Here is a 21,441-nt window from a genome sequence, read left to right as displayed (position 1 = left end):
CGTCGGGCCGGCCTCGAATCGAGGCCGGCCCGAAATGTCTTCCGTGCTGGGTGGTCCCAGGAGATCGCCCGGGGAACGACGGTGGGTCAGAGATCGATCAGTCGCGGAGCCGATCGTGACGTGCGGATCATGCGGCCCGCCTGGCGCGTGAGATCCCTACTGCTGCCCAGCAAGGAGTCGAGCATGACGACCCGGCGCGCATGCCGATGGAAGGAGTGTTCGGCCGTGAATCCGATACCGCCGAGGACCTGCTGTACGTGGCGCGACGTACTCAGTGCAGCGCGTCCGGCCGCAGCCTTGGCGAGCAGCGCACCGAGATCGTCCTGAGCGACCTCCAGGGTGGCCTCGGCACCCTCGACGGCGACGTATGCCTCGGCGAGGCGGTGCCGCACCGCTTGGAATGCGGCTATCGGGCGACCGAATTGGGTGCGATCCAGGGCGTGGGTGCGAGCCAATTCGAGCATGGCCCGACTCGAGCCGACCAGCCACCAGCCGAGCGCGATACGGGCCTTCACGAGTGGGAAATCGGCTCCGGATTGAACCTCGCGCAACGGGAGTTCAGGGTCCAGGGACTCGCTTCCGGTGGTCTCCTCGCGAGACCATTGCAGCCATCGATCGCCGACGAATGGCAGGGGTATGACCGATCCCGGTTCGCCCCCAGACGAAAGCGCCGCCACGTCGTTGAGAACCGAACTGTGCGAGCCGGTCTCCCCGAGGAGGCGGAACACGAGGGGGATCGCGATGTCGGGGAAGCCGACCAGGAGCTCCGGCCAGCCGAGCTCGTCGAGCGCTTTGTCGAGGTTGGTGCCGGTGCTCGACGCCATGATCTTGCGGAGCGAATCCGCCAGGAGTTCCTGCTCCGAGCTATCCACTGTCACCCTTTCCCAGATCGAGCAGCCGACGCGCGATGATGTTGCGCTGGATCTCGGCGGTGCCCCCGTAGATGGTCGCCGCACGCGAGTAGAGGTATTCCGATCGCAAGGCGGGATCAGTCCACTCGATGGCGCCGGGCAGCAGATCACGGCAGGAGTCGAACAATTGTTGTTCGGCGGTCGCGAGCAACACCTTGTCCACGGAGGTCTCCGGTCCCAGGGTGCCTCCCGCATCCAGTCGTTGTTGGGTCGCATAGGAGCGGCACCGGACTGTGTGCGCCGCCAGGTAGGCGGCGCCGAGATCGAGATCATCGACGGGATCGGTCTGGCACACCAGGTTGTCCAGGACGGAGAAGAGGTAGGCGATACGGTGCCAGAAGCACGTCGAGCGCTCGTGCGGCAGCAGGTCCATCGCCAGGCGCCAGCCGTCGCCGGGTTCGCCCAACATCCGATCCGCCGGCACCACCACGTCGTCGAAGTACACCTCCGCGAACTCGTCGACGCCATGCATCGTCCGTAGCGGGCGCACCGTGATCCCGGGTGTGTCCATGTCCACGAAGAAGGCCGTGATGCCGTCGTGTCCGGGCGATGTGCGGGTCAACAGAACACAACGGGCCGCGAACTGGGCCAGACTGGTCCACACCTTCTGGCCGTTGATGATCCAGGTGTCCCCGTTTGGTACAGCCCGAGTGCTCAGCGACGCCAGGTCGCTGCCCGATCCGGGCTCGGAGAAACCCTGACACCATTGCTCGTCGCCGTTGAGCAGGCGCGGCACCATCTCCGCGGCCAGCTCGGGCCGCGCGTAGGAGATCATCGTCGGCGCAAGGACTTCGATCATCGAGTAGATGCCCGGTTCAGCGAGGTTGCGGGTGGCCACCTCCTCGCCGAGGACGGCGCGCAGGATCGGGGCGCCGCCGAGACCCCCCACCTCGTGCGGCCACCCGTAGCGCATCCAGTCGGCGTCGAACAGTGCTCGCCGCACCCGGCCGAGCTGGGCCACCTGCGCGTCGAACGAGTAGTCGTCGCCGGGCGTCAGATCATGCGTGTCGAGCCACTCACACAGCGCCGCCCGGAATTCGGTGGTGTTCATTCCCCGCTGAACGAGATCGCGTGCGGGCGGCCGGAATTGTGCTCGCCGTTGCGCCGGATGAAGGTCATCGCGCGCGTTCTCAGCCGCCATCCGTCGTCGGTGCGGACATAGGTGTCGTTGTAGTAGCCGATCCGCATGTCCTGCTGGGTGTGATCGATGAAGCACAGGGGCTGGGTGCCGGTTCCGGTGTCGCCGTCGACCTCGATCAGCGCGGTGCCGGTGAGGAAGAGCCCCTTGGGTGCGGCTTCGACGAGTCGCGGGAACTGGTCCAGCGGGTACATCTCGCCGAACGCGCTGTACGTGCCATCCGGGGTGAAGACCGACACCACACCCTCGGTGTCCCCTTTGGTCATCGTGACTGCGTACTTCGCGAGCAGTTGCTCGATGTCGATGATGTCGTCATTGCGGGACGCGTCATTTCTGGCTTTGTCATTTCCGGACATGGACCTTGCCACCTTTCATCACGAAGCGGACGTCTTGAGTGACGGTGATGTCCTCCAAGGGATTTCCGGGTACTGCGATGATGTCGGCGAGCAATCCCTCGGCGATGCGTCCGCGGTCGTCAGCTCTGATCAACTCCGCTGCGGTCGCGGTGGCCGCGCGCAGCACCGCCGCCTCGGGCATCCCGCGCTCGACGAGGGCCACGAGTTCGTCTGCGTTCTTGCCGTGCGGGATCGCCGGCGCATCGGTGCCCACGGCGATCTTGACGCCCGCGTCGTAGGCCTTCTTCACCGAGATACGGGCCTTCGGGAACATCTCGGCAGCCTTCGCCTGCAGCTCCGGCGGAGAATGGGAGACGTCCATCGCATCGGCCAGACGTGTCGTCGGCACCAGGAACGTGTCGTTCGCGACCAGCATCTTGATGGCCTCGTCGTCCATCAGGAAGCCGTGTTCGATGCAGTCGATACCGGCGAGCACGGCCTGCTTGACGGCCTCGGCCCCGTGTGTGTGGGATGCCACCCGCAGCCCGCGACGGTGCGCCTCGTCCACGATCGCGCACAGCTCGTCGAACGAATAGTGCTGTGCCCCTGGCTCTCCGGTCAGCGACATCACGCCGCCGGACACACAGACCTTGATGAGCTGCGCGCCGTGTTTGATCTGGTACCGGACGGCCTTGCGTACCTCGTCGACGCCGTTGGCGATGCCTTCTTCGAGCGTCAGGTCCAGGACGTGGGGCGCGAACGCGGCGAACATCGTCGGGTCGAGGTGGCCGCCGGTCGGGGTGATCGCGTGACCCGCCGGCACGATGCGCGGACCGTCGATCCAGCCCTTGTCGATGGCTCGGCCCAGTGCGACGTCGAGAAGGTATCCGCCGGTCTTCACGAACAGGCCCAGATTGCGGACGGTGGTGAAGCCGGCATGAAGCGTGCGACGCGCGTTGCCCACCGCACGCAACATGCGGGTCGGAGGGTCATCCTGCACGGTGGAATAGACGGGGCGTTCGCCCCGTCCACCCATCAGCAGGTTGACCTCCATGTCCATCAGGCCGGGCACGAGGATGTGGTCGCCGAGGTCGATGATCTCGCCCTCGGGTTCGCCTCCCACGCCGACGATCCGGTCTTCGTCGACGCGCACGATGCCCGGCGTGATGAGCTCGCCCTTGTCGACGTCGATGAGGCCGGCAGCTTTGAGAGTGACCATCAGACCACGGGTTCGGAAACGAGTTCGGCCCAGGCCGCTCCACTGTCGGGGACGCGGGGCTGCTTCCAGACCTCGACCGGGAAGGACACCATGACCAACGACTGCATCAGGTGGATCAGCGAGCGGACGTCCTCGGGCAGATCGTCGAGCGGGAACTTGTCACCGAAGGCGCAGGCGTCCTCGAGGCGTGGCATGGCCGCGTCGTAGAACTCCTGCATCTCCGGCATCGTCGAGTCGAGGCGCTTGGCGTAGCGCTCCGCCTCGGTGGGCAGGCACCACGCCGAGAACCTCTCCAGATCCGCGAATTCAGCTGGCAGCTTTGGCATTTTCGTACTCCTTGACGTGATCGACGGCCATCTTGTGCAGGTGACGCAGGAGGACCTCCTGGTCGCAGAGGGGAAACTCGGTGACGGTTCGGGTCTCGAGCATCGTCTGGGTCGCCTCGAGGGTGTTCGCGTCCTGCAGGGCGTACTCCTTGAATGTCACCGCGGCGAGTTCCTGCGCGAGTCGCTCGCGCACGGTCTTCGGCGGCACGAAGTAGAGGTTGGCCTCGAAGATGTGCTGGTTCACCGCGGTCGGCCAGTACTGGTAGGTGATCACCCAGCCGGGCGCCCAGAACAGCAGCGACATGTTCGGGAAGAACTCGAACTCGTCCACGCCCCACGGCACCGCGCCGGCGGGATTGATCGCCGGCGGCAACGGATCGAGGCCCTCGATGTCGGGCCGGTCCCACGGGCCGAACAGCCCCGAACGCAGGATCCGCTCGATCGGCTTGACCATGCTGAGGTCCTTGGGTGGCGACATCCCGCCCCACGACGAGATCATCGAGTGCGGGCTCTGCAGGTCGTAGTGCAGGGCCTCGAAGCCGACCTTCATCAGCTTGTCGGCCTCGTCCTTGACGGCCTGCTTCTGATGCAGCACCGGTGCGTGATAGAACTCGGCGAACGCATCGATGAACAGCTTCCAGTTGCTGCCGATCTCGGCCCGATAGCTGTAGACCTCGGTCATCTCGTGGAACGGGTATCCCTTGATGCCCTGGCCGTATGCCCCCAGATAGTCCTCGAGGGACTCGGCGTCGGGGTCGAGGTTGATGAAGATGAAGCCTTCCCAGATCTCGCACCGGACGGACTTGAGTCCGAACTGGTCTTTGTCCAGATCGAAGAACTCGCCTTCCTGCTGGACGTAGCTGAGATCGCCGGTGAGGTCGTACCGCCATGCGTGGTACTTGCAGGTGAACTGACGGCAGGTGCCCGAGGTCTCCTCGTTGGGGAAGTCGTCCCAGACGAGCTTGTTGCCGCGGTGCCGGCACACATTGTGGAATGCACGGACGACGTCGTCCTTGCCCTTCACGATGATCAGCGACGTGTTGACCACCGCCAGTTCGCGGGTGAAGTAGCTGCCCTTGCGGGGCAGCCGCTCGACCCGGCCGACATTCAGCCACGTCTTCTTGAAGATGGCCTCCCGTTCGGCCTCGTAGAACTCGGGATCGATGGAGTCGGTGTAGTCGACGGGCTCGGTGCCGAGGCCGTCGAAGCTCTCGGTCCAACTTCCCGCATCGGGCTTCTTGAAGTGTGCCAACGGTCTACCTTTCGTATTCGGGCTGGAGCTCACGATCCGGCTCGATGCCGAATGTGTTGAATGCCATGGACAGTGTCGAGTAGGTGCCGACGGTGAACACCAGGTCCATCAACTGCCGGTCGTCGAGATGTTCCTGCAGGGCAGACCAGGTTCCGTCGAGGATGGCGTGTGCACCGAGGAGTTCACCGACCGCATCGAGCACGAGTTGCTCGACCGGGTCCAGCGCGACGCCTCTGCGTGCGTCCTCGATCTCGGCGAGAGTCATCCCGACCGCTTGGCCCATGCCGGTGTGGTGCTCGATCTCGTAGTGCGACGCACCGAGTTCCGCGACCCGCAGGATCGCGACCTCCCGGATTCGGTCGGTCAGTGTGTTCCCGAACAGGAGGTGCACGTTGAACGGAATGAAGGCCTTGGTGAGGTCCGGGTGACGGACGAGCGTCGCCAACGCGTTGCCGGCACCCTGGGGATTCCGGCGCCGCTTGGGCAGCATCGCCGCCAGCGCGGCGTCGACGTCGTCGTCCCATTGGTCGGCGGGCAGCGGTGTCAGCCGCATCTGACCCTCCCTTCGAGAATCGTATTCTCATTCACGGATACTACGTTTTCACGAGATGCGTCTCCAGTCAATCCATCGAGAGGTAATTCGTGTCGGCGCACGGCCGCGCGTGCTCCGCGCTCTGCTCGTCTCTCATGGCGTTCTGCGACGTCGGGCGGTCGCGATTTGCTGGGCATGTGACCTGGATCTCTGAATGTGTTGATTCTTCGTTTAGGAGAAGCTAGTTTCTCATTAGCGAGAGCAGCAATGCCACGGCTGGTCTTCGACGCTGGTCCACAGCCTTCGCGAGACGCTCTCGACACCCTGCGGGATTGTCCGCCCGGAGACGTCATTGAGGAGAATCAGGTGAGAGCACAACGAATACTCGCGGCGGCGGTCGTGGTTGTCGCGTTTGCGGCCGCGGGTTGCGGTGGCCGCGACGGTAGTGGCACCGAGGAGTCCGGCGGCGGCGGAACGGGCTCCTCGTCGAGCGCGTCGAGTTCGTTCGGCGACCTGAACGACGTCTGTCAGAGCGGATCCGCCAAGGGGACCACCGCGCAGGGCGTCAGTGACTCGGAGATCCAGGTCGGCGTACTCTCCGACGTCGGCTTCACCAAGAACTCGGAGTTCGTCGACGCGGCAAAGGTTTTCACGTCGTGGTGCAACGACAACGGCGGGATCAACGGCCGTAAACTCGTGGCCAACACGCACGACACGAAGCTCATGGCGGTTCGCCAGCAGATGTCGGAGGCGTGCAAGACGGACTTCGCACTCGTCGGAGGCGGGGCCGCGCTGGACGGGCTGGGCACCAAAGAGCGCTTGTCGTGCCTGCTGCCGAACTTCCCCGCCCAGGTCGCGCAGCTGGCCGAGCTCGGCGCGGATCTCAGTGTGCAGGCATCACCCTCGCAGGTGTTCGGTTACCTGCCGTACTACCAGTTCCGCGAGTGGCTGCTCAAAGACGCGTATCCGGATTCGACGAACGCGATCGGCATCATCAACGGGGACTCCCCGGTCACCAAGGTCCTCGGTGACATCCAGGCCGAGACCGTGAAGGCCGCCGGCGGCACCTTCGTCTACAACGATCTCTACCCGGCCGCGGGTGTCTCGGACTGGACGCCATACGCGCAGGCGATCAAGAACAAGGGTGTCAAGGGGCTGATCTTCTTCGGGCAGTACAACCAGCTCGCCAAGCTCGAGAGCGTGTTGACCAGCATGAACTACAAGCCGGATTGGATCGACGCGAACAACAATGCCTACAGTCAGGCGTTCCTCGACCTGATCGGTCCGTCTGCGGAGAAGCAGAACAACCTCGTCGACCTCGGCGGTGTGCTGCCGATCGAGAGCACCGACCCGGTGATGAACCAGCTCAAGGATCTGTACAAGAAGTACGCTCCCGACGCGACCATCACCCTGCCCGCGCTCCGCGCCTTCTCCTCATGGCTCGTGTTCGCGAAGTCGGCGGCGAGCTGTGGTGACAACCTGACCCGCTCGTGCCTGATGGAGGCGGCGACCAAGGAGACCGCATGGACCGCGGGTGGTCTGCAGGCTCCCCAGAATCTCACGCCGGGTGCGGCGCCGTCGGCGTGCTTCAACGTGGAGAAGACGACCGCGAACGGTTGGGAGCCGGCTGACTTCGATCCGGACCAGGGCGCGTACCGCTGCAACATCCCGGTGAAGAAGTGGACCGGACAGTACGGCGAGGGCATGAAGTTGTCCGATGTCGGCAAGACCATGAGTGACGTTCAGTAATGGATCAATTCCTCGCCTTCGGCGTGGTCGGACTCAGCACCGCCGCGATCTATGCAGTGATCAGCGGCGGGCTGGTCGTCACCTACACCACCACCGGCGTCTTCAACTTCGCGCATGGCGCGGCCGGGATGATGGCGGCCTTCACCTACTGGCAGTTCAGTGCCGGCTGGGGGTGGCCGATCTGGTTGTCGCTGGTCGTGGTGTTGGGTGTGCTCACGCCACTGTTCGGACTGTTCGTCGAGGTGGCGCTGCGCCCGGTGCAGGCGCTCGGTGAGGCCGAGAAGCTGGTGATGACCGTCGCCTTGCTGAGCGGCCTGATCGCACTGGCGCGATGGATCTGGGATCCGAACGAACCGCGCAACCTGCCGCAGTTCTTCGCCGACCAGCCGCCGTTGCACGTCTTCGGCGCCACTGTCACCTGGCACCAGGCGCTCACGATGATCGTCGCCATCCTGGTGGCTGTCGGCCTGCGGGTCTTGCTGTTCCGGACACGCGCCGGGACGGAGATGCGAGCCACCGTCGATGACCGCTCACTGGTCGGCCTCACCGGAGCAGATCCGGTGCGGGCCAACCGGATCGCGTGGATTCTGGGCATCGAGCTCGCCGCCGTCGGTGGCGTCCTGATCGCCCCGGTGGTCGCACTCGACGCGATGTCGCTGTCGTTGGTGATCGTCAGTGCATACGCAGCGGCGATCTTCGGTCGGCTGAAGAGTCTCCCGTTGACCTTCCTCGGTGCGGTCGTGGTCGGCTGCATGGAGAGCTACCTGACGGGCTATTTGCCGCAGAACGCGTATCTACCCGGAATTCGGTTGGCGGCTCCGGCGATCCTGCTCCTGCTCGCCCTACTGGCCTTCCCGCACGGACGGTTGCGGGGCCGAGATCGTCAACTCAGTCCCGTTCCCTTGCCGTCGCTGCGAGGCACCATCTTCTTCGCCCTGGTGATCGTGTGGTCCGGTCTGATCCTGGCCACGGTGCTCAGCGACAGCGACCTCCTCACTTACGGGCAGATCTTCGCCTTCGGTGTGTTGGCGCTCTCGTATGTCCCACTGGCGGGATACGCCGGTCAGATCTCGTTGTGCCAGATCACCCTTGCCGGTATCGGTGCGATCGTGTGTGGCCACCTGGGCGCGAACGGTCAGTGGTGGGCGATCATCGCCGCGATGGTGATCTCCGGGGTGGTGGGAGCGGCGATCGCACTGCCCGCACTGCGTTTGTCCGGGGTGTACCTGGCGTTGGGGACGGCTGCGATCGCCGTGATCTTCGACCGCTGGATCTTCACGCTTCCGGCCTTCGATGTGTTCGGAGTGCGCATCTCGTTCTTCGACCAGGGATCGGTCGAGGTGCCGGGGCCGTCGTTGTTCGGCTTTGCCATCGACACTCCACAACGCACCACGGTCTTCGCGGCGGTTGTCCTCGCTGCGGCCACGCTCGGTGTGGCGCTGTTGCGGCGAGGACGTCTCGGGCGCAAACTGATCGCGCTTCGCGACAGCGAGGCCGCCTACGCCACCCTCGGTGGCAACCTTCTGACCTCCAAACTGGTGGTGTTCGGACTGAGTTCGGCATTGGCGGGACTCGGGGGTGCGCTGTACGGCATGCAACTCGGATCGGTCACCGGAGACCAGTTCAACTTCATCTCCGGGCTGCCGATCTTCCTCGTCGTGGTCCTGGCCGGATTGGGAACAGTGGGTAGTGGAATCTTCACCGGTGCGGCCCTGGCGGGCCCGCTGAACGCGATCGGTGTGTTGTGGCCGGCTCTGCGGGAGGTGTCCCAGGCGATTCCGGCGCTTCTCGGCATCGCGTTCGGGGCGCGGGCCGTCAAGGAGGGCGGAATCGCGTCGCTGCGCAAGCAATGGGATCTGGCGTTCGCCGATCGTGTCGTCATGGGCGCACTGGTCGGGTGGACATTGGTCGCGTGGTTGTTGCGCCTTGCCGATGTGTTCAACGGCTATGTGTTCTGCCTGTTGATGGTGGTCGGCGCGGTGCTTGCACCGCTGGTTGCCGGATGGCGAGACCGCAGGGCACACATGGATGAGGGGTCGGACGATACCGATATCCCGGTCGAATGGTGGGGGATCTCCCGGCCGTGGACCGATGACGACGAGGAGGTGTTGGATCGTGCCATCGCTGCTGGAAGTCAGTGATGTGTCGGTGTCCTTCGGCGCGCACCAGGCGCTGGACGGGGTACACCTGACCGCGGAGCGCGGACACATCACCGGGTTGATCGGGCCCAACGGTGCCGGCAAGAGCACACTGTTCGACGTCATCGGAGGACTTCGCCGGCCGAACACCGGCTCGGTGGTGCTCGACGGGAAGGACATCACGCGGCTGGGCCCGGCACAGCGCGCCAAACGCGGTATGGCGCGGACGTTCCAAGGACTCGAACTGTTCGGTCGCCTCAGCGTCCGCGACAACCTGCTCGTCGCCGCCGAACTCCGACGTCACGGTCGTGATGCGACGAAACTGGTCGATGGGGTCATCGAGCGTGCGCAGCTGGGCGCCTACGCGGATCGGCTGGCCGATTCCTTGCCGACCGGCGTGGGCAGGCAGGTGGAGGTGGCACGTGCGCTCACCACCCGACCGGATGTGATCCTGCTCGACGAGCCGGCCGCCGGGCAAGATGCCGAGGAGACCGAGCGGTTCGCCGCGATCCTCCGCACGGTGGCAGCCGACGGTGTGGCGATTCTGCTCGTCGAACACGACATGGAACTCGTCATGGGTGTCTGTGACCAGGTCCACGTCCTCGACCTCGGGTCCATCATCACGTCCGGTCCACCGGAAACGGTGCGGCAGAACACTGCAGTACTCGACGCCTATTTGGGGACAGCATGATTCCACCGTTACTCGAACTCTGCGACATCCGTGCCGGCTACGACGGGATCACGGCGCTGCACGGTGTCGACATCAGCGTCCACGCAGGCCAGGTGGTGGCCCTGCTCGGACCCAACGGCGCCGGCAAGACCACGACCCAGAAAGTGGCTGCGGGTGTGCACCCGGTGGACTCGGGCCGGATTCTCTACGGTGGCCGTGACGTGACGGGTATCGCTTCGCGGAATGCGGCGCTCGCCGGTGTGTGTCTGATCCCCGAAGGCCGGGGAGTGTTCCCGAATCTCACTGTGCGCGAGAACCTCTGGATGATGACGTTCACCGGGAAGTCGCGCGAGCAGATCGAGGAGATCGCCTTCTCGAGGTTTCCGATCCTCGAGGAACGGGCATCGCAGACCGCGGGCACCCTCTCGGGCGGTGAGCAGCAGATGCTGGCGCTGACCCGTGGGCTGGCAACAGACCCGGCGGTTCTGCTCCTCGACGAACTCTCGATGGGCCTGGCACCGCTGGTGGTGGAGAAACTCTACGAGCACGTCGCCCAGATCGCCCGTGACGGAGTCGCCGTCCTGGTCGTGGAGCAGTTCGCGTCGGCCGTTCTCGACATGGCCGATCATGCGGCGGTGCTCGTGCGCGGCCAGGTCGAATACGAGGGTCCGCCAGGAGAATCACTCAGAAAAGAACTTGCCAACCTCTACCTAGGAAGTGCTACATGACCGCCACATCCGATGACCGGGCGCAACGATTCACGCAGGAACTCGAAAAGCTGAAGATCCCCGATCCCGCTGCTGCCAGGTCGCAGCTCTGGGTTCGGCTCGGGGTGGCCGCGATGGTGCTCGGCGTCGCGCTTGGCGTGATCGCCTATCTGATGTCGCACAACACATCCGACCCATTGGTTCAGCGTGACGCGCTGACGATCGCGCTCACCGGTGTGGCCGTGGCCATCGTCGGGTCCGCGGTCTTCCTGCGGTACTCGCTGACCAATTTCCTGCGTTTCTGGTTGGCGCGGCAGTCGTTCGACCTCAACACGTTCGGCGAGCGACTCGCCCCGGCCCCGGCACCGGTGGCCGGAAAACACACCACCACAGTCAAGGAGGAGATCCGCAATGACCACGAAAGTCCCGCCATTGCGCGCGGGTGAACAACTGGCGTGTTCGGCCTGCACCACCAAGGTGGTGGTCGTCAAGGCTCCGGCCGACGGGGTCGCCGAGATCATCTGCGGTGAAACGTCACTCCAGCCCGCGAAGTCGGTGACACAGCCCGCGAAGGACGGCTCGGAACCCGGCGTCCTGATCGGCAAGCGTTACGTCAACGCCGACGAGACAGTGGAATTACTCTGCGCCGCAGCCGGTGCGGGTCCGCTCACCTGCGATGGCACGGTGATGGCGCTCAAGTCGGCGAAAGCGCTCCCGGCATCGGATTGACCGGCAGCGAGCGCACCGGCCCGACGTGAGGGAGGGCCGGTGCGGGCGCATGTCCGGCACAAGCACACAGGAAGGTTCGGCGTATGTCGGAAGGGATGAGTTTCGAGCTGTCCGAGGATCAGGAGTTGATCCGCAAGTCGGTGGCCGAACTCGCAGGACGATTCGACGACCAGTACTGGATGGACAAGGATCTCGCGCACGAGTTCCCGACCGAGTTCTATCAGGCGATCGCCGACGGCGGATGGCTCGGCATGACCATCCCCGAGCACTACGGCGGGCACGGCCTCGGGATCACCGAAGCCACCATCCTGCTCGAACAGGTCGCCCGATCGGGTGGTGCCATGAACGCCGCAACCGCGATTCACCTGTCGATCTTCGGTATGCAACCCGTCGTCGTCCACGGGTCCGACGAGCTCAAGCAACGCACCCTGCCCAGGGTCGTCAATGGCGATCTGCACGTGTGCTTCGGCGTGACCGAACCGGGTGCAGGGCTGGACACCTCGCGGATCACCACATCGGCTCGTCGCAAGGGCGACGGCTATGTGGTGAACGGGCGCAAGGTGTGGATCTCGAAGGCGATGGAGTCGGAGAAGATCCTGCTGCTCACCCGCACGACACCTTATGCCGAGGTCGAGAAGAAGACCGACGGCATGACGTTGTTTCTCACCGATCTCGATCGCGCGCACGTCGACATCAGACCGATCAAGAAGATGGGCCGCAACGCGGTCACCTCGAACGAGCTGTTCATCGACGACCTGTATGTGCCGGAGGAGGATCGGGTCGGGGAGGAGGGCAAGGGCTTCAAGTATCTCCTCGACGGTCTCAATCCGGAGCGGATGCTCATCGCTGCGGAGGCGCTCGGTATCGGCCGCGTCGCCCTCGACCGGGCCGTGACGTACGCGAAGCAGCGCGAGGTGTTCGACCGTCCGATCGGGATGAATCAGGGCATCCAGTTCCCTCTGGCCGATTCGCTGGCTCACCTGGATGCCGCGGAGCTGGTGTTGCGTAAGGCAACCTGGCTCTACGACAATGGGAAGCCCTGCGGCCGTGAGGCCAACACTGCCAAGTATCTGTGCGCGGAAGCCGGTTTCGCGGCCGCCGACCGCGCACTGCAGACACATGGTGGCATGGGATATTCCGAGGAATACAACGTCGCCCGATACTTCCGCGAGGCGCGCGTCATGCGGATCGCGCCGATCAGCCAGGAAATGATCCTGAACTATCTGGGATCGCACACTTTGGGTATGCCGAGGAGCTACTGATGACCAACAACACCTTGTTCGATCTGACGGGACGCTCGGCGGTGGTCACCGGTGCGGCCGGTGGCATCGGCTCCGCCGTGGCGCAGGCATTGGCCGCGGCCGGGGCAGTTGTGTTGGTGACCGACGTCGACGCGAGCGCGGCAGCGAAGGTTGCCGAGCAGATCTCGGTGGATGGCGGCAAGGCCGACAGCATGGGATTCGACGTCAGCGACCGGGAAGCCGCGGACGCGGTGATGAGTCGGGCCGCCACGCTGGGCGACGGTACGGTCCACGTCGTCGTCAACAACGCCGGGGTGACCGCGCCGGCGATGTTCGGGGACACCACGCAGGAGAGCATCCGTCGTATGCTCGACATCCACCTGATGGGCGCGTTCAACACGTCGCAGGCCGCACTGCCGTTCCTGGCGACCGACGGGACGGGCCGCATCATCAACGTGACGTCGTCGGCAGGGATCACCGGCACGCTGGGCCAGGTGAACTACTCGGCGGCCAAGGCCGGCATCATCGGGCTCACGAAGTCGCTCGCCCGGGAGCTGGCCCGCAAGAATGTTCTGGTCAACGCCATCGCACCGCTCGCGGCCACCCCGATGACGGAGACAATCCGTACCGACGAGAGATTCGCGCCCACGATGCTGAACCGGATCCCTTTGCGGCGCTGGGCCGAACCTGCAGAGGTCGCAGGCGCATTCGTCTTCCTTGCGTCCGATGCGGCATCGTTCGTCACGGGGCAGGTGCTGCCGGTGGACGGCGGTATGGTGATGTGATGTCGAGTACAGAAGCTCCATTGGCCGGTATCACCGTGGTGGCACTCGAAGCGGCCGTGTCCGCGCCGATGTGCACCCGCACACTGGCCGATCTCGGTGCCCGGGTGATCAAGGTGGAGAATCCCAACGGCGGCGATTTCGCACGCCACTACGACGATGTCGTCAACGGGATGGCCGCTCATTTCGTCTGGGTCAATCGTGGTAAGGAATCCGTCACCATCGACCTCAAGTCCCCGGCCGGACTCGAAGTGCTGCACCGCCTGCTGGCCCAGGCCGACGTCCTGGTCTCGAACCTGGCGCCCGGCTCCACCGCCAAGATGGGCCTCGCCCCCGCGGACCTGGAGGGGAGGCATCCGGATCTGATCGTGGTGGAGATCGACGGGTACGGGCCGGGCGGACCGCTCTCGCACAAGCGGGCGTATGACCTGCTGGCACAGGCTGAATCGGGGGCGTGCGCGATCACCGGCCATCCGGACGCGCCGGCGAAGCCGGGTCCACCGATGGCCGATGTGTGTTCTGGTCTGTACTCGGCGATCTCGATCCTGTCGCTGCTCGTGGCGCGAGGCCGCGGCACCGCAGACGGTCGGCGCGGCGGTGCGGTGGCCGTCAGTCTGTTCGACACGATGGCCGAGCTGATGGGGTATGCGCTGAACTACACGCGGCATACCGGTATCGATCAGGAGCCACGCGGCATGGGGTCGCCTGCGGTCGCCCCCTACGGCGCCTATCCGACCATCGATGGTCAGACCGTGGTCTTGGGTACCACCAATGATCGTGAATGGCAGCGTCTCTCGAAGGAGATCGTGCAACGGGACGATCTGGCCGCCGACGCTCGGTTCGCCACCAATGCGGGCCGAGTCGCGCATCGCGAGATCCTCGATGAGGCCATCGCCGAGTGGTGTGGCCGGCATGAACTGGCCGATATCCAGAAGGCGGCGGATGAAGCGGGAATCGGCAACGCTCGGTTCAACCGGCCCAGCGACATGATCGCGCACCCCCATCTCGCCGAGCGCGACCGTTGGCGTGAGATCGACACGCCCAACGGGCCGATCCCGGCGATCCTTCCGCCACCGGTGATCGCGGGCTTCGAGCCTGTCATGGGTGCGATCCCGGGTCTGGGGGAACACACTGACACCGTATTGGCCGGACTGGGGATGAGCGCCGACGACATCGCCGACCTGCGGGCGCGGGGGGCGGTCGGTCCCGCGTTCGAGCGGTGACGGACAACGGAGTCGCGCCCGGTGTCGTCGTCGAGGACGACGACACCGGCGTCCGGACGGTGACACTGAACCGGCCCGCACGCAAGAATGCTCTGGACTGGCCGGCATGGTGTGCGCTGCGCGACGTGTTCGAGGAGACGGCTCGCACCACCGGCACCCGGGCGCTGGTCCTCACCGGAGCAGGCGGCGCCTTCTGCTCCGGAGCAGACATCTCGACGCCGGATCCGCGTCATCCGACCGAGAAGCTGCGCATCCTGACCGATGTCGCGATGGCACTGCACGATCTGCCGATCCCCACGATCGCGAAGGTGTCCGGGGTGGCTGTCGGGGCCGGTTGGAACCTCGCACTCGGTTGTGACCTCGTGGTGGCCACCCCGGATGCCCGCTTCTCGCAGATCTTCGCGCGGCGCGGACTGTCGATGGATCTCGGCGGGTCCTGGCTGTTGCCCAGGCTCGTCGGGCTGCAGCAGGCGAAACGTCTTGCGCTGCTGGCCGAGATGATCGATGCCACCGAGGCGCAGGCGCTCGGCCTGGTCACCTGGGTGATCGACGACGCCGAGATCGATCAGTTCGTGGACGAGAAGGCACATCGGTTGGCCGCGGGCCCACCGGTGGCGTTGGGACAGATCAAGATGCTGCTGAACGAGGGCGCCGGCGGAACACTGCGGGAGGCGCTCGCCGGTGAATCGCGCGCGCAGGTGATCAATTTCGGGACGTCGGACGCCACCGAGGCGTACGCCGCGTTTGCGCAGAAGAAGGACCCGGTGTTCACCGGACGATGGGCGGTGCCGCCACCCGGCAGTCCAGCACAGGACAGGAACGGAGACAGAGGACATGCGTGAAGTCGTGATCGTCGAGGCCGTCCGCACTGCGGTCGGCAAACGTAACGGTGGATTGTCCGGGATGCACGCTGCGGACCTCTCCGCGATTGTGCTGAACGAACTGGTGCGTCGTACCGGAATCGATCCCGCCATCGTCGACGACGTGGTGTGGGGCTGCGTGTCGCAAGTCGGTGACCAGTCAAGCAACATCGGCAGATATGCCGTTCTCGCGGCCGGGTGGCCCGAGTCCATTCCTGGTACGACCATCAATCGCGCCTGCGGCTCGAGCCAGCAGGCGCTGGACTTTGCTGCGCAGGCGGTGATGTCCGGGCAGCAGGACGTCGTCGTCGCCGGTGGCGTCGAGGTGATGAGCCGGGTGCCGCTCGGGTCGGCCCGCTCCACCGGGATGCCGTACGGACCGAAAGTGTTGGCCCGGTACGAGGATTTCTCCTTCAACCAGGGGATCTCGGCGGAGCTTATCGCCGAGAAGTGGGGCTTCTCCCGGACGAGGGTGGACGAGTTCTCGGTCCGGTCACACGAACTCGCGGCCGCGGCGATCGATCGAGGTGCGTTTGCCGAGCAGATCGTCCCGGTATCCACCGACGCGGGATCCGTCTCGGTCGACGAAGGGGTTCGGCGTGGCAGCACCGTCGAGAAGCTCGGTGGTCTCAAGCCGGCGTTCCGGGAAGACGGCGTGATCCACGCCGGCAACTCATCACAGATCTCTGATGGTGCGGCAGCGCTCCTGGTCACCACGTCCGAGCATGCGCGGGAGCTCGGCCTCACGCCGATCGCCCGGTATCGCGCGGGGGCGGTCGCGGGTGCCGATCCCGTGCTGATGTTGACCGGCCCGATTCCCGCTACCGAGAAGGTGCTTGCGAAAGCAGGTGTGGCGATCGGTGACGTCGGCGCGTTCGAGGTCAACGAGGCCTTCGCGCCGGTGCCGATGGCGTGGCTCGTCGAGACCGGTGCACCCGAGGACCGACTCAACCCGGTCGGAGGGGCCATCGCTCTCGGCCATCCGCTCGGGGGATCTGGCGCGATCTTGATGACGCGCATGCTTTACCACATGCGCGACAACGGAATTCACTACGGACTGCAAACGATGTGCGAGGGCGGCGGTACTGCGAACGCGACCCTTGTCGAACTGATCGCCTGAGAGGAATTCCGATATGCGACGTGGGATCTACCACGACGATCACGAGGCGTTTCGTCTGCTCGTCCGTGACTTCGTGACCAAAGAGGTCGTAGGCGAGTACCCGAAGTGGGAGAAGGCCGGCCAGATGCCGCGCGAGGTGTTCGCGCGACTCGGTGAGCTCGGCGTGCTGGGGATGGCGATCCCGGAGGAATACGGGGGAGCGGGCCAGGAGGACTTCCGCTACAACGTGATCCTGCAGGAGGAGGCGGCGCGCGCGTTGGTCACGCTGTCGACCGTGCGAACTCAGCTCGACGTGATCCTGCCGTACTTCCTGCGCTACGCGAACCCCGAGCAGAGGGGACGGTGGTTCCCGGGGATGGCCGCGGGTGAGTTGCTGACCGCCATCGCGATGACCGAGCCGGGCACCGGGTCGGATCTCGCGGGCATGACCAGCACCGCGGTCCGCGACGGTGATCACTACGTGCTCAACGGCGCGAAGACCTTCATCACGGGAGGCCTGCTCGCCGACCTCGTCATCGTGGTCGCGCGGACCTCGACCGACCCAGGCAATCGTCGTGCGGGCCTCAGTTTGCTCGTCGTCGAGGACGGGATGGAGGGTTTCGCGCGTGGCCGTGTGCTCGACAAGATGGGCTGCAAGGTCCAGGACACTGTGGAACTCTCGTTCACCGATGTTCGGGTGCCGGTGACGAATCTGCTCGGCGAGGAGGGCGCCGCGTTCGGATACCTGGGCAGCAATCTGCCGCAGGAGCGGATGACCGTGGCGGCGGGTTCGGTCGCCCAGGCGCGGGCGGCGTTGACCGCGACGATCGAGTACGTGAAGGAACGCAAGGCGTTCGGCAAGCCGGTGTCCGGCTTCCAGAACACGAAGTTCGAGCTGGCCTCGATCTCGGCAGAGATCGAGGCGGCCCAGGCCATGCTCGATCTGGCCGTCATCGATCTGGTGGACGGTGAACTGTCCGGCGCCGACGCGGCACGGGTGAAGCTCTTCTGCACCGAGATGCAGGCCAGAGCGGTGGACCGGTGTCTCCAGCTGTTCGGGGGCTATGGCTACATGATGGAATACCCGATCGCCCGCCTGTACACCGATGCCCGGGTGGCTCGAATCTACGCTGGTACGAGTGAGGTCATGCGGACGATCATCGCCAAGTCACTGGGGCTGTGAGTGATTTGAGTGCGGGTCACGTCGGCGCGTAATTCGCCCAACCGTGATCTGGCCAGTTGAACCATCCGGATGATGCGGACGTCCCACCGTCCGGATGCACGGTCGTCCCGGTGATGTAACTCGACAGCCCGGAGGCCAGGAACACCACCGCGTTGGACACGTCGGTCACCTCGCCAGGACGTCCCATCGGGATGGCGATTCGGGCACCTTCCGGCGTGGCCATCGCCGGGATCGCACCCTGTCCGAACTTCGCGAGATTCGGTGTGGGTACGAAATCCGGCGCGACGTTGTTGACTCGGATCCGATCAGGTGCGACCTCGACCGCGAGGGTTCGCGAGAACTGTTCGACGGCTGCCTTCGCCGCCGAGTACACGGCGAATCCCGGTGCCGCGCGGTGAGCTTCGATCGTGGTGATGTTGATGATGCTGCCGCCGCGTCCGGTCGCCTGCATCCGTGGGACCGCAAGTGAGCAGGCATGCAAGACGTGGTGGAAATTGGTGCGCAGCAGCGCCTCCCAGCCTTTGGGGGTGCTGTCCACGAAGGGGGACCGGAAGGTCCCGCCGACGATGTTGACGAGTATGTCGAGACGCCCCCAGCGTTCGACCGCGGCGGTGACGAGCTTCTCCAGTGACTCTGGATCGCGCGCGTCTGCGCAGTGCACGATGGCGTCATCTCCCCGTGCGGCGAAGCCGCGGCGGAGTGTCGCCGCGGCCGCCTCGTCGATGTCGATGACCGCCGGCCGAACGCCGTTCGCGGCCAGATCCACCGCGATCGCCTCACCCAGCCCACCAGCGCCGCCGGTGATCACCGCAACCGCGCCATTCAGGCCGCTGCGCTCTTCGAACCATCCCATGGCGGAGGTCTCCCGTCAGGTCAGGACAGATAGGTTGCGCCGAAAGCGTCCAGCCATTCGGTCGTCGCCGGCTGTCCGGTCGTGCCGCTCGACACCACGATCCAGGTGACGCCGGCTTTTTCGAGCGCCGCGAAGGTCTCTCGGTGTCGATCGGCGTCGACGGCAGGCGTGGCAAGTCCGTGATCCTGATAGGAGTACAGAACGTCTATCGGTTCGGTGCGGCCCGCCGCGTCCGCGGCTGAACGAAGTTCGGCGATGGCGTCGCCCAACTCGACGTCGGTTCCCAGCATCGGCGTCCGAGCGGTCGAACTCAGCTGCGCCCCGCCGGTCATCGGCATCCACCCCTGCGCCCGCTGTGCGACGCGGCGCCGCGTGAGTCGTGAATTCCCGCCGATCCAGATGGGGATCGGTGATTGGATGGGTCGGGGACGAGCCATCACATCCCGGGCGCTGAAGTGCTCGCCCTGATAGCTGAACGACTGACCACTCCAATGCAATGGCAGCACGTCGAGGGCCTCGTCGAACAGGGCGTTGCGCTTGTCGATGTCGACGCCGAGCGCGTGGAATTCACTCTTCTGGTAGCCGGTTCCCAGCCCGAGGATCAGCCGCCCGCCGGAGAGGACGTCGAGGGTGGAGGCGGCTTTCGCCAGGAGTAGGGGATTGCGGTATGGGGCAACCGCCAGGTGTGTCAGCACGCAGAGTCGCTCGGTCGCGGCTGCCACGTACCCCAGGGCGACGAAGGGATCCAAGGTCTGATGACCACCGGCAGCAAGCCATCGGGCACCGGGAGCGGGGTGCTCGCTGAGGGAGAACGCATCGAATCCCGCGCGTTCCACTGCGACCGCAACGTCCTTGAGCCGGCCGGCAGCGAACAGGTCACCGTCAGGTCCGTTGGTCTCCGGATAGTGGTAGATGTAGCGCACTCTCACCTCAAGACATCGTTGACGTGGGGTCTGTCCAGCGAGAATAGCACTCTCGGCATCACAAGTGTCATTCTCTTTCAGTGAGACGGCGGTTGAAAGTAGCCCTGTGACGTCTACATCGATTATTGACAGATGAGACCCTTGTCACATTCGGCAAACCTACCTACTATGTGTTCACTAGGTTGGATTCGGGCAGCCCCCGAACGGCGAATCGCAGATCAACTAGTGGAGTCAGGTGACTGGAACACGCCCGTACGACGCGCTTCTCACCAAGGGTGAGGAGCGCAAGCAGCGCATCCTCGAGGTGGCGCAGCGAATGCTCGCCAGGAACGGATGGCGCAATACGAGCTTGGCCCAGATCGCGGCGGAGGCGGGCGTCACGCCCGCAGGTCTCCTGCATCATTTCGAGTCGAAGGCCCAATTGCTCCACGCAGTCCTGGAGCTCCGCGACGCCGACGACGACCAGCACGCCGATCGCGAAGGTGACATTCTCGAGCAACTCGAGAATGTCGCACAGCGGTTCGAGCGCTCGCCGGAACAGGTTCGCATGTTCACCGTCTTGCAGGCGGAGAACCTCGAGCCGGACACTCCACTACACGATCGGCTGTTGTTCCGCTATCACGCGGCAGTCGAGACCGTCGCCGACGGTATCAGGCGCGGCCAACGCGACGGGCGATTCCGTACCGACCTGGACGCGGCCGACAAGGCCGTGGAAGTCATCGCCTTCATCAATGGAATGGAAACATCATGGCTGCTGGACCCGTCAATTCCGCTGGTAAGAGTCTTCCGGGAGTACGCGAGATCACTCGAGCGCGAGCTGTCGCGCGCCGACGTCCCCTCCGCTACCGCCTAGCCGTCCTCGCTGCCGACCCACTGGAGGCGATCGAATACGCGGGTGGCTGGTTGTTCGACCAGTCGATGGCAGGCTGGGATGTGTCGGTCCACGTCGCCGAGGACGGCGAGACCCGACCGCTGGAGATCCTCGGTGCCAGTCTTTTCGACCTGCGCAGCTCACTGGTCTCGCGAGAATCGCTCGACCAGCGCAAGATCGGTCCGTGGCCGCAGGCGGTGGCCATCTCGCCGAAAGTCCTTGCCTCCGAGGAGCGTCTACGGTCGGCGACCATGACATCGATCGACCAGGGCCTCGTCGATGTGAAGCTGTGGGGCGACGAGATGCCGACAGAGCTCGACGGACGCTGTCTGACGATCTCGCATCGGCTCAGTGTCGCCGCACAGGCCTTCAAGCGGCAGGCATTTGCGGCAGCCCATGTCGATCCGGCATCGGTGTCGAGCGTCGAGTTCTTCCGGACCACAACGAATCAGGCGTCGGCACCACCGCGCGATCTGATGCCCGCCGGCTAGCAAGCAGAGCCCCGCTGGTCGAGTGGCCAAGTCGCTGGTCGAGTGGCCCTACCCGCTGGTCGAGTGGCAGCAAACGGAGTGAGTCGCGTATCGAGACCTGATGTGATGGTGGTGATCTCGATACGGTGCCTCGCCTGGCGGCTCGGCGCCTACTCGATCAGCGGTGGGCGGTCGAGTGGCCAAGTCGCTGGTCGAGTAGCCCAACCCTC

The 21,441-nt window shown here is 65.1% G+C and carries 23 protein-coding genes; 14 read left to right on the top strand and 9 right to left on the bottom strand.

What is annotated here, in order from left to right:
- Nucleotides 1–86: 86 nt before the first annotated feature.
- Genes AC4AMJ_RS18695 through AC4AMJ_RS18665 form a run of 7 tightly spaced genes read right to left on the bottom strand, consistent with a single transcriptional unit; the run spans nucleotide 87 to nucleotide 5,734 of the window.
- Entirely contained in the window at nucleotides 87–872 is a 786-nt protein-coding gene (locus AC4AMJ_RS18695) for an acyl-CoA dehydrogenase family protein (protein WP_489913833.1), read from the bottom strand.
- Nucleotides 865–1,962, bottom strand: a complete 1,098-nt coding sequence (locus tag AC4AMJ_RS18690; RefSeq protein ID WP_489913831.1) for an acyl-CoA dehydrogenase family protein — start codon at nucleotides 1,960–1,962, stop codon at nucleotides 865–867. The genes AC4AMJ_RS18695 and AC4AMJ_RS18690 overlap by 8 nt, the downstream gene beginning before the upstream one ends.
- Entirely contained in the window at nucleotides 1,959–2,405 is a 447-nt protein-coding gene (locus AC4AMJ_RS18685; protein WP_489899530.1) for a nuclear transport factor 2 family protein, read from the bottom strand. Before AC4AMJ_RS18685 ends, AC4AMJ_RS18690 begins: the two co-directional genes overlap by 4 nt.
- The gene (locus tag AC4AMJ_RS18680) at nucleotides 2,392–3,603 is read right to left on the bottom strand and encodes a metal-dependent hydrolase family protein (protein WP_489899531.1); all 1,212 of its coding nucleotides are present in this window, start codon (nucleotides 3,601–3,603) and stop codon (nucleotides 2,392–2,394) included. The genes AC4AMJ_RS18685 and AC4AMJ_RS18680 overlap by 14 nt, the downstream gene beginning before the upstream one ends.
- The gene (locus tag AC4AMJ_RS18675) at nucleotides 3,603–3,929 is read right to left on the bottom strand and encodes a hypothetical protein (protein WP_489913830.1); all 327 of its coding nucleotides are present in this window, start codon (nucleotides 3,927–3,929) and stop codon (nucleotides 3,603–3,605) included. The genes AC4AMJ_RS18680 and AC4AMJ_RS18675 overlap by 1 nt, the downstream gene beginning before the upstream one ends.
- Nucleotides 3,910–5,181 (bottom strand): aromatic ring-hydroxylating oxygenase subunit alpha, encoded by a 1,272-nt coding sequence (locus tag AC4AMJ_RS18670; protein WP_489899533.1) that lies wholly within the window; start codon nucleotides 5,179–5,181, stop codon nucleotides 3,910–3,912. The genes AC4AMJ_RS18675 and AC4AMJ_RS18670 overlap by 20 nt, the downstream gene beginning before the upstream one ends.
- Nucleotides 5,182–5,185: 4 nt before the next feature.
- Nucleotides 5,186–5,734, bottom strand: a complete 549-nt coding sequence (locus AC4AMJ_RS18665; protein ID WP_489899534.1) for a carboxymuconolactone decarboxylase family protein — start codon at nucleotides 5,732–5,734, stop codon at nucleotides 5,186–5,188.
- Nucleotides 5,735–6,079: 345 nt separating this feature from the next.
- On the opposite strand from AC4AMJ_RS18665, the gene AC4AMJ_RS18660 reads away from it, so the two are divergent.
- The 12 genes from AC4AMJ_RS18660 to AC4AMJ_RS18605 all read left to right on the top strand — a co-directional run bounded on the left by AC4AMJ_RS18660 (nucleotide 6,080) and on the right by AC4AMJ_RS18605 (nucleotide 18,094).
- Nucleotides 6,080–7,462, top strand: coding sequence for an ABC transporter substrate-binding protein (locus AC4AMJ_RS18660; RefSeq protein ID WP_489913829.1), 1,383 nt, complete (start codon nucleotides 6,080–6,082; stop codon nucleotides 7,460–7,462).
- Entirely contained in the window at nucleotides 7,462–9,603 is a 2,142-nt protein-coding gene (locus tag AC4AMJ_RS18655; protein WP_489913827.1) for a branched-chain amino acid ABC transporter permease, read from the top strand. The genes AC4AMJ_RS18660 and AC4AMJ_RS18655 overlap by 1 nt, the downstream gene beginning before the upstream one ends.
- Nucleotides 9,578–10,291 carry an ABC transporter ATP-binding protein gene (locus AC4AMJ_RS18650; protein WP_489899537.1) on the top strand — a complete coding sequence of 238 codons (714 nt, stop codon included), beginning with the start codon at nucleotides 9,578–9,580 and terminating at the stop codon, nucleotides 10,289–10,291. Before AC4AMJ_RS18655 ends, AC4AMJ_RS18650 begins: the two co-directional genes overlap by 26 nt.
- Nucleotides 10,288–10,998 (top strand): ABC transporter ATP-binding protein, encoded by a 711-nt coding sequence (locus AC4AMJ_RS18645; protein WP_489899538.1) that lies wholly within the window; start codon nucleotides 10,288–10,290, stop codon nucleotides 10,996–10,998. Before AC4AMJ_RS18650 ends, AC4AMJ_RS18645 begins: the two co-directional genes overlap by 4 nt.
- On the top strand, nucleotides 10,995–11,423 hold the full coding sequence (locus tag AC4AMJ_RS18640; RefSeq protein WP_489913825.1) for a hypothetical protein: 429 nt from the start codon (nucleotides 10,995–10,997) through the stop codon (nucleotides 11,421–11,423). The genes AC4AMJ_RS18645 and AC4AMJ_RS18640 overlap by 4 nt, the downstream gene beginning before the upstream one ends.
- The gene (locus AC4AMJ_RS18635; RefSeq protein WP_489913823.1) at nucleotides 11,389–11,706 is read left to right on the top strand and encodes a hypothetical protein; all 318 of its coding nucleotides are present in this window, start codon (nucleotides 11,389–11,391) and stop codon (nucleotides 11,704–11,706) included. Before AC4AMJ_RS18640 ends, AC4AMJ_RS18635 begins: the two co-directional genes overlap by 35 nt.
- 83 nt (nucleotides 11,707–11,789) lie before the next feature.
- Entirely contained in the window at nucleotides 11,790–12,968 is a 1,179-nt protein-coding gene (locus AC4AMJ_RS18630; RefSeq protein WP_489913821.1) for an acyl-CoA dehydrogenase family protein, read from the top strand.
- A complete protein-coding gene (locus AC4AMJ_RS18625; protein WP_489899542.1) occupies nucleotides 12,968–13,732 on the top strand; it encodes an SDR family oxidoreductase in 765 nt (254 codons plus the stop codon). Before AC4AMJ_RS18630 ends, AC4AMJ_RS18625 begins: the two co-directional genes overlap by 1 nt.
- A complete protein-coding gene (locus tag AC4AMJ_RS18620) occupies nucleotides 13,732–14,952 on the top strand; it encodes a CaiB/BaiF CoA transferase family protein (RefSeq protein WP_489899543.1) in 1,221 nt (406 codons plus the stop codon). The genes AC4AMJ_RS18625 and AC4AMJ_RS18620 overlap by 1 nt, the downstream gene beginning before the upstream one ends.
- Nucleotides 14,949–15,794 carry an enoyl-CoA hydratase/isomerase family protein gene (locus AC4AMJ_RS18615; RefSeq protein ID WP_489913819.1) on the top strand — a complete coding sequence of 282 codons (846 nt, stop codon included), beginning with the start codon at nucleotides 14,949–14,951 and terminating at the stop codon, nucleotides 15,792–15,794. The genes AC4AMJ_RS18620 and AC4AMJ_RS18615 overlap by 4 nt, the downstream gene beginning before the upstream one ends.
- Nucleotides 15,787–16,932, top strand: coding sequence for a thiolase family protein (locus AC4AMJ_RS18610; RefSeq protein WP_489913817.1), 1,146 nt, complete (start codon nucleotides 15,787–15,789; stop codon nucleotides 16,930–16,932). The genes AC4AMJ_RS18615 and AC4AMJ_RS18610 overlap by 8 nt, the downstream gene beginning before the upstream one ends.
- Before the next feature lie 13 nt (nucleotides 16,933–16,945).
- Entirely contained in the window at nucleotides 16,946–18,094 is a 1,149-nt protein-coding gene (locus tag AC4AMJ_RS18605) for an acyl-CoA dehydrogenase family protein (protein ID WP_489913815.1), read from the top strand.
- A 16-nt stretch (nucleotides 18,095–18,110) separates the two neighbouring features.
- Here AC4AMJ_RS18605 and AC4AMJ_RS18600 read toward each other — a convergent pair whose 3' ends face one another.
- Both AC4AMJ_RS18600 and AC4AMJ_RS18595 read right to left on the bottom strand, forming a co-directional pair.
- Complete coding sequence (locus AC4AMJ_RS18600; protein ID WP_489913813.1) at nucleotides 18,111–18,947, bottom strand: SDR family NAD(P)-dependent oxidoreductase; 837 nt, start codon at nucleotides 18,945–18,947, stop codon at nucleotides 18,111–18,113.
- Between the two features lie 20 nt (nucleotides 18,948–18,967).
- Complete coding sequence (locus AC4AMJ_RS18595; protein WP_489913811.1) at nucleotides 18,968–19,870, bottom strand: LLM class F420-dependent oxidoreductase; 903 nt, start codon at nucleotides 19,868–19,870, stop codon at nucleotides 18,968–18,970.
- 235 nt (nucleotides 19,871–20,105) lie between these two features.
- On the opposite strand from AC4AMJ_RS18595, the gene AC4AMJ_RS18590 reads away from it, so the two are divergent.
- Both AC4AMJ_RS18590 and AC4AMJ_RS18585 read left to right on the top strand, forming a co-directional pair.
- The gene (locus tag AC4AMJ_RS18590; RefSeq protein WP_489899549.1) at nucleotides 20,106–20,723 is read left to right on the top strand and encodes a TetR/AcrR family transcriptional regulator; all 618 of its coding nucleotides are present in this window, start codon (nucleotides 20,106–20,108) and stop codon (nucleotides 20,721–20,723) included.
- Between the two features lie 65 nt (nucleotides 20,724–20,788).
- On the top strand, nucleotides 20,789–21,232 hold the full coding sequence (locus AC4AMJ_RS18585; RefSeq protein ID WP_489913809.1) for a hypothetical protein: 444 nt from the start codon (nucleotides 20,789–20,791) through the stop codon (nucleotides 21,230–21,232).
- The last annotated feature ends 209 nt before the right edge of the window (nucleotides 21,233–21,441 follow it).

It is taken from the genome of Gordonia sp. LMA484 (assembly GCF_058129505.1).
The sequence above is the reverse complement of the archived record's forward strand: the minus strand, read 5'-3'. Positions and strand labels throughout refer to the sequence as shown.

Bases quoted from the DNA above. Each gene is read 5' to 3' on its own strand.
- AC4AMJ_RS18625 (WP_489899542.1), top strand. From the start codon at position 12,968: ATGACCAACAACACCTTGTTCGATCTGACGGGACGCTCGGCGGTGGTC.
- AC4AMJ_RS18675 (WP_489913830.1), bottom strand. From the start codon at position 3,929: ATGCCAAAGCTGCCAGCTGAATTCGCGGATCTGGAGAGGTTCTCGGCG.
- AC4AMJ_RS18585 (WP_489913809.1), top strand. From the start codon at position 20,789: ATGGCAGGCTGGGATGTGTCGGTCCACGTCGCCGAGGACGGCGAGACC.
- AC4AMJ_RS18600 (WP_489913813.1), bottom strand. From the start codon at position 18,947: ATGGGATGGTTCGAAGAGCGCAGCGGCCTGAATGGCGCGGTTGCGGTG.
- AC4AMJ_RS18635 (WP_489913823.1), top strand. From the start codon at position 11,389: ATGACCACGAAAGTCCCGCCATTGCGCGCGGGTGAACAACTGGCGTGT.
- AC4AMJ_RS18655 (WP_489913827.1), top strand. From the start codon at position 7,462: ATGGATCAATTCCTCGCCTTCGGCGTGGTCGGACTCAGCACCGCCGCG.
- AC4AMJ_RS18630 (WP_489913821.1), top strand. From the start codon at position 11,790: ATGTCGGAAGGGATGAGTTTCGAGCTGTCCGAGGATCAGGAGTTGATC.
- AC4AMJ_RS18620 (WP_489899543.1), top strand. From the start codon at position 13,732: ATGTCGAGTACAGAAGCTCCATTGGCCGGTATCACCGTGGTGGCACTC.
- AC4AMJ_RS18685 (WP_489899530.1), bottom strand. From the start codon at position 2,405: ATGTCCGGAAATGACAAAGCCAGAAATGACGCGTCCCGCAATGACGAC.
- AC4AMJ_RS18605 (WP_489913815.1), top strand. From the start codon at position 16,946: ATGCGACGTGGGATCTACCACGACGATCACGAGGCGTTTCGTCTGCTC.
- AC4AMJ_RS18640 (WP_489913825.1), top strand. From the start codon at position 10,995: ATGACCGCCACATCCGATGACCGGGCGCAACGATTCACGCAGGAACTC.
- AC4AMJ_RS18690 (WP_489913831.1), bottom strand. From the start codon at position 1,962: ATGAACACCACCGAATTCCGGGCGGCGCTGTGTGAGTGGCTCGACACG.
- AC4AMJ_RS18610 (WP_489913817.1), top strand. From the start codon at position 15,787: ATGCGTGAAGTCGTGATCGTCGAGGCCGTCCGCACTGCGGTCGGCAAA.
- AC4AMJ_RS18665 (WP_489899534.1), bottom strand. From the start codon at position 5,734: ATGCGGCTGACACCGCTGCCCGCCGACCAATGGGACGACGACGTCGAC.
- AC4AMJ_RS18645 (WP_489899538.1), top strand. From the start codon at position 10,288: ATGATTCCACCGTTACTCGAACTCTGCGACATCCGTGCCGGCTACGAC.
- AC4AMJ_RS18680 (WP_489899531.1), bottom strand. From the start codon at position 3,603: ATGGTCACTCTCAAAGCTGCCGGCCTCATCGACGTCGACAAGGGCGAG.